A 6111-nucleotide genomic window follows, 5' to 3' on the forward strand; every position below is an offset into this window, starting at 1 on the left:
CAACGTGGGCGAGTCGATCGAATTCGCCAAGCGGGAGGATTATTGGGGTGCTCCCGCCCAGCGCGACGCGGCGATCCGCTACTTCGCCGATGCCGTGTCCGCGGTCAACGCGCTGCGTGTGGGCGATATTGATGTGGTGTGGTCGATGCAGGCGCCAGAATTGATCGAGACGCTGCCGGAGGCGATCGGGGTGGGGGTCGGCACCACGAACGGCGAGATGCTGCTCAGTTTGAACAACGCGCGGGCCCCGTTCGACGATCCGGATGTGCGCCGCGCGGTGGCCTACGCCATCGACCGCGACGCGCTCAACGACATTCTCTACAACGGCATGGCCACCAACACCGGCGGAGCGCCCGTGCCGCCGACGGACCCCTGGTACACGGGCCGCGACTACTACCCCTTCGATCCCGCGAAAACAGCGCACGGACTGGTGGCCTGCCTTTCTACCGCCCTAATCCACCGGCATGGAGCCCCGTAGCTGCTTGTTTGCGAGTGTGTCAATGAGCACATTGTTGACGACGTGGAGGATGATTGCAGTCATCAAACCGAACAGAATCGTGCATGCAACGACGATCGCCGTGAAAAGCAACAAGAAACGGAATTTGGCTACACTGATGCTGTACATATGTATGGTGAGAAATCCGATCACGAGCCATGCGAACGCGAGCCAATCACCTGGCGCAGGAGTTTGGACTGCTGTAAAGTACCCGCGCCAAATGACTTCCTCAGAAGCCGCTGCCAAGACCGCGACCAGCATTGAAATTCCACAAGTGGCGAATTGCGCTGCGATATCACGCACGTGCACGGTCGAATAAAACAGCGCCCACCAAATCACTGTGACCACCACTGCAGCGGCGAGTTTGCCCGATAGGGCGCTGCCGGTTGCGAGCTCAACCGGTAACGCAGTAAGGGCAATAAACCCCAACAGAATGGTCAGCAAGCAATACACGCAATCCGCAGTGACACGTTTGCTGAACGCAGCGGCGGAACCCGCGATGATCGGCACTGCGACGTGCGCAAACGTCACTGCAATGAGCACCTTGTCAGACAGAACTACTCGCCTTCGTGGCCGACCAAAATGCTGTACACCGCAGCATCGTCGGTCCCATTGATACCTGGAATCACGGCGTTGAGCTCATCGTCGATGAACCCTCCGATTGGCCTCGAGCCGAGTTTTTTCGCCGTGGCAGCAAGCACTACGTTTTGCGCGATATGGCCCGCTTCGATCAGTGCAAAGCGCATACCTCGGTGGCCGTACTTGAAACGTGTACGCCAGAAAGTAGCGACGAGCGTTACCACGAAGGCCGGGGCGACTTTGTCCTCCATCATCAAGGCACGAATCAATTGCTGGTCGTCAGCCAGCGCTGGAAGTGGCGAGAGGGCATTGTCGCCGGGCGAATAATAGTAGACTCCCCGGTCCAACCCTTCGACGTTCAACGCGTGGATGAAAACGTCAATCGGAAACAATGCGCCGGCCGAAGGGGCGGTGCGAAATTGCTGTTCGCCAAATCGAGCGGTCACACCATAGCTCAACGAGCAAATTTCACTCAGGGTGCGGAAGTCGACAGGTTGATCTGAGAAGTTCTCGCACGACCGACGTCGGGATAAAACGTCCGCCAAAGTTGCGACACTCAACTGTTCAGGAGTAACGAGTTCGATCTGTGCCGAACTGGAGTACCGGCGCGATCCGCGCTGCGTCATGGTGACCAATTCGGGTTCTGCCGAGAGCGTTTGTACTCCCGCCATGTCCCAGCTTATTGCCTCGCGCGTAACCTTTGTCAGCTCAAACCAGTCTTCCGATTCATCAAATGGTTGATCGAATCGGTCACCGTACACAACCTCCACGAGGTTGGCGCTGTGGATGAATTGAATCTCCATGTTGTCCTTAGGGAAATGGGTGTGGCAAGTGGTTGATATCGTCGTAACCGAGACGGCTCGGAAGAAGGCCATGGTCAAACGCGCCGTTGTAAATTCTCGGGTGACCCAGAAAACGGGTTGCATACCCTGCGTCCAGTTGTAGGAGCTGCGGCGAGATCACCTTGATCACGCGCACCCTTTCATCGACCATGTCAGGGGACGTGCAGTCTACGAGATAAAAATCGTTGTCGCGTAAGCGGTCAAGGTAGATAATCTTTTCGACGATGTCGACGGGTCCCGCACCCTCAAGGTCCCACTGGAATGGATCGCCGTCTTCAACCGGTCCGTTATAGAGAAACGAGATCTCCCTTCGGAGGTCTTTTGACTCCGAATCCGAGTACAAGCGCACATGGTCGTCGAAGCTACGAATCTCGTTCATCCAGTCACAGTCGGGCGCAAGCGTATTGTCTGCACGCTGCTCGGCCTTGACCCACGCCCTTGTCTGGAACGACTCGACTGTTGCCTTCATTGCAGCAGACTCAATGGTTGCTGCTGAGGCTGCACCGATTGCAAACTCCGCAACCGGGGTTGCTTCGTTCAGAACGATCGCCATCACTGTTGGGCATTGGTTGATGGAGCTTAGGTTCACCAGGAACGCGGTCAGACCAGTCGGTGCCACATGCTTTAGCCAAAACCGCTCGACACGAGGAGAGAAATCGACGGGGAGAATTGGCATACTAAGCTGCGAATACCAGGTCAACATGAACGCATCCCGCTCGACGATTTCAAATAATCCGCTCAGGCAAGCTTGCGCTGCCGAAAGGTGCGCCGCCAATCCGTTGCTGGTTCCGTATGTAATATTTGCCGGTTCTGGCTCCAATCCAACCCATGAACTCATGTAAATCATCTGTGATGGCAGCAAAGCACGTTGACCAGTTCGCAGGTTGACACCCTCAGACCACGCAATACGTGTTTTCTCGTCAAACTTCGAGAACGGAAAGGCTGGATCTGAATACTGAGGCTCAGCGAAAAAGTGGAACTGCCGCGGATCCACACACGGTTCGGATTGCGATAATTCCTCGTAGGAACCAACCTTCGTGCTGTTCGGAAGGTATGAGACGCAGTAGCGTTCGATGGCCTCTCCCACTGCAGCTAGGAACGTCTCGTCCATCGATCCGCCGCCACCACCGTTATAGGTGTTGGTCGGGCTTCCAAGAGTGTAGACAGAATTTGACGAGGTCGAACCTGCGGCGTGGCAATAGATATCGTCCTCTTCGTGCATTTGCCGAGTAACCTTCGAAACGACGCCTGTCAGGTGGGAAACGAATCCTGTATAGACCTCCTTCGAGGCTCGAGCTGACACCCACGAGTCATCACCGAGGAGACTGCGTACTTTACTCATTCCATTCCTCCGTGGTGCCATACCTGCGGGAAGCCGAGCTCGCTTGAACCTCCGCATTCCCCACAGCGCGGTACTCTGATCACCCGGTGCGACAGGCTCTGGAAACCCTTGTTATCCAATACCAATTGGCGTGTGAAACCGGGACGAGACAGACCCGAATATTCCCGTAATGCAATCTTGTGCTGAACCATTTGGACCAAGAGCGAACAAGCGATTGTCTCAAGGCTCGTCTCGATTCGGAAGCTAGCCATTGGCAACGCAGTGCCGGGCTCGACATAGGTATCGGGAATTTCACCGATTGTTGAACACATCCGTAGTCGTAGGCACTCAAGACAGGCGGTTTTCCCGGGGTGAATGAAGGGCCCGATGAGCACACTATTTCCCATCTGACGGAACAGTGGGATCCATGTGACGGGCTTTTCGAGCAAAAGACGGTTTAAACCAACAACCTGCGGATCGGCCAATGATTTGGTGACTGCTACCACAACGTCGGCGTCATCGAATCTATCGATTCCTTCAGGCGACACGTACTTCTCGGAGTTGAGTCCCTGCTCCTGACAAGCAGTAACGATGCGATCCACAAGTGGGCCATCGCCTACGACGGTGACCTGTGCTTCCTCCAGTCGCTGGTGAATCGTCTCAGCGCTGATCATACGGTTTGACGTGAGGTAGAGATCCTCTATCGGCGAATCGACCCAATCCCTCCGGATCGAGTAAATAATTCCATGTTCCTCTAGGAAGTCTGCGAAAGCGCCGTCGTACATCTCGTTGTCTGGAGCGAGGATTCCATCGTCGAATCTCTCAACAAACGCCCGTGAAATGGTTTCGGCGTCGGGAAAATCGAAAGAGCGAACCGATCCGATGCTCCAGGCATCGAGCCGCTCGGGGCACGTTTGCAGATCAATCCTGGGATCAATCCGCTTTACAAGAGTTGCAGTGTTGGATGTCATTGTTTGTGAAGACATATCTACCTTCGATTCCTCGGACTCGTGAGGTTGCCAAATTTGAGAGAGAGCAGCGCCACAGCTAGCCAAATTGCAAGGATCATTATGGCCGAAAATGGCCAGTCCACAATTGGGTCGGCCAAATAAATTGATTCGAGCAACTGTTGGCTTGAGCGGAAGGGCAAAATTCCGGCGATCGCATCGAGCCAGCCAGGCAGATCCATGAAGTCAGCTGGCATGAAGACTCCCGAAATCATGAGCAACGGGATGAGAAGAACACTCATGATCGGCGACGCGGAGTTTTCGTTCGGCATGACGAGCGAAAGTGCCACGCCGATCGTGCCGTAAGCAAACGTCATAATGATGATTACGCCCAGATAGGCGAGAATGGCTGGGAAGCTGGGCGGGTTCGAGAACGCTACCCAATCCAGTACGACTAGTACAGCCACGCTCAGCGTAGAGATCAGCGCTGCCACCAGTAGTTTCGGCAGTACCGCGTCCAAGTTGCTCAATGGTGTCAGCCGATACCGAAGCAACATGCCGTATTCGCGCAAGTACACCATCGAGATTGCAAGGTTCATTGTCGTACCGAACACGATCGCCATGATTGATGTAGCCGGAACAGCGAAGTCTTTCATGGTCTCGTCGTCGCCTCCAAGGCCGCGCATCGCAAGAAAGAAAATTACCGGCATCAGCAGTGTAAAAAACAGCGTCGAGATGCTCCGGAGCTGAGCTACACCCTCATACTTGAAGTGTTTCCAACTACTGGTCAAGATTGCCACCCCCGAGGATGAAGTCGTAGAAGTCAGACAGGCTCGGACGAACGTAGTTTTGCGCGGCCATCGCTCCGGGACTCAATTGCGAAGCAGGTATCGGTTCAACAGTTCCAGAACCCGAAAGCGAAACGGACTCCGGAATAAGCATGTGTTTCATCCAGTTGCGGACACGCTCTCCGGGTTCGTCGAGACGTATTTGCCCGCTGTCGATGATGACTATTCGATCAAAAATTGCCTGCACTTCTTGGAGGTCGTGAGTCGTAAGGAGGATGCCTGCTCCACTGTCCTTGATGGCACGGATGACGTCCCACATTTGCCGTCTGCTTTGCTGGTCAAGCGCCGCAGTGGGTTCATCGAGAATGAGCAGATCTGGGTTTCCGACAAGGGCGAGAGCGAAGTCGAGACGCTTCCTTTGACCGCCTGAAAGTTTGTGTGTCCTTTGACGGGCTTGCTCAGTCAACCCCGCAGTTTGCAGCGTCTGGTCCACCGGCAGTGGATTGGAGTAGTATGACGCGAACTTGTCGATGGTTTCGTACACGGTCAAGTCGGAATCGAGCTTGGATTCCTGCAGCATTGCCCCAAACCTGTTTTTCCATTCAGAATCGCGCTGCGGGTTTTGCCCAAACACCCTTACGGAGCCTTGCGTTGGACTCAAAAGCCCCTCCACACAGCTAATGAGGGTGGTTTTCCCGCTGCCGTTTGGTCCGAGAAGCACTGTGACTTGGTCCTCATACAGATCCAAGGAGATACCGGACAACGCGGTCTTGTCACCGAACACCATCGTGAGGCCTTTGACTTCTACGAGCGTTTTTGGCATTGGTATACGAATTTCCTTCTCAGAGAAAGCGAAAGGCGCGCGAAGAGAGTAAAAACTTACGCCCTCCGTCCGGAGGGCGCAAGTTTTCTTACTTCTTGACGCAGAGGACACAGCAGGTGCTCGAGCTGCAGGAGCAGCGCGCTGCGGTCGGCTCGAAGAATTTCTTCTCCGAACCAAACGCCGAGACCTTAACTTTTGCTGGGTTGAAAGCCATTTTCCCTCCCTTCAGTGTGAGTAGTTTCACTGTCAAAGTAACAGTACATCACCTTTAAAAAATATGCGGATATTGCCTCGAATTTTCACCAGAATTTAATG

7 protein-coding genes are annotated in these 6111 nt (G+C 54.5%); 1 reads left to right on the forward strand and 6 read right to left on the reverse strand.

The features are described 5' to 3' along the window. On the forward strand, positions 1–478 hold a 478-nt coding region (locus tag MHX64_RS11695; RefSeq protein ID WP_239357619.1), incomplete at its 5' end, for an ABC transporter substrate-binding protein. Here the strand turns inward: MHX64_RS11695 and MHX64_RS11700 are convergent. The 6 genes from MHX64_RS11700 to MHX64_RS11725 all read right to left on the reverse strand — a co-directional run bounded on the left by MHX64_RS11700 (position 452) and on the right by MHX64_RS11725 (position 5796). Continuing rightward, a complete protein-coding gene (locus tag MHX64_RS11700; protein WP_239357620.1) occupies positions 452–1027 on the reverse strand; it encodes a type II CAAX prenyl endopeptidase Rce1 family protein in 576 nt (191 codons plus the stop codon). The two genes, MHX64_RS11695 and MHX64_RS11700, sit on opposite strands and share 27 nt — an antisense overlap. A 26-nt stretch (positions 1028–1053) precedes the next feature. After that, positions 1054–1878: a SagB/ThcOx family dehydrogenase gene (locus tag MHX64_RS11705; protein ID WP_239357621.1), complete on the reverse strand. Its 825-nt coding sequence runs from the start codon at positions 1876–1878 to the stop codon at positions 1054–1056. A gap of 7 nt (positions 1879–1885) precedes the next feature. Further along, positions 1886–3139, reverse strand: coding sequence for a YcaO-like family protein (locus MHX64_RS11710; RefSeq protein ID WP_239357622.1), 1254 nt, complete (start codon positions 3137–3139; stop codon positions 1886–1888). A gap of 116 nt (positions 3140–3255) precedes the next feature. After that, entirely contained in the window at positions 3256–4224 is a 969-nt protein-coding gene (locus tag MHX64_RS11715; protein ID WP_239357623.1) for a TOMM precursor leader peptide-binding protein, read from the reverse strand. Positions 4225–4226: 2 nt separating this feature from the next. Further along, positions 4227–4985, reverse strand: coding sequence for an ABC transporter permease (locus MHX64_RS11720; protein ID WP_370642143.1), 759 nt, complete (start codon positions 4983–4985; stop codon positions 4227–4229). Beyond that, positions 4966–5796, reverse strand: a complete 831-nt coding sequence (locus MHX64_RS11725) for an ABC transporter ATP-binding protein (protein WP_239357625.1) — start codon at positions 5794–5796, stop codon at positions 4966–4968. Before MHX64_RS11725 ends, MHX64_RS11720 begins: the two co-directional genes overlap by 20 nt. Positions 5797–6111 lie beyond the last annotated feature (315 nt).

The sequence above is a fragment of the Corynebacterium sp. ACRPZ genome, assembly GCF_022346205.1.
Taxonomy (GTDB): Bacteria; Actinomycetota; Actinomycetes; order Mycobacteriales; family Mycobacteriaceae; genus Corynebacterium; species Corynebacterium lehmanniae.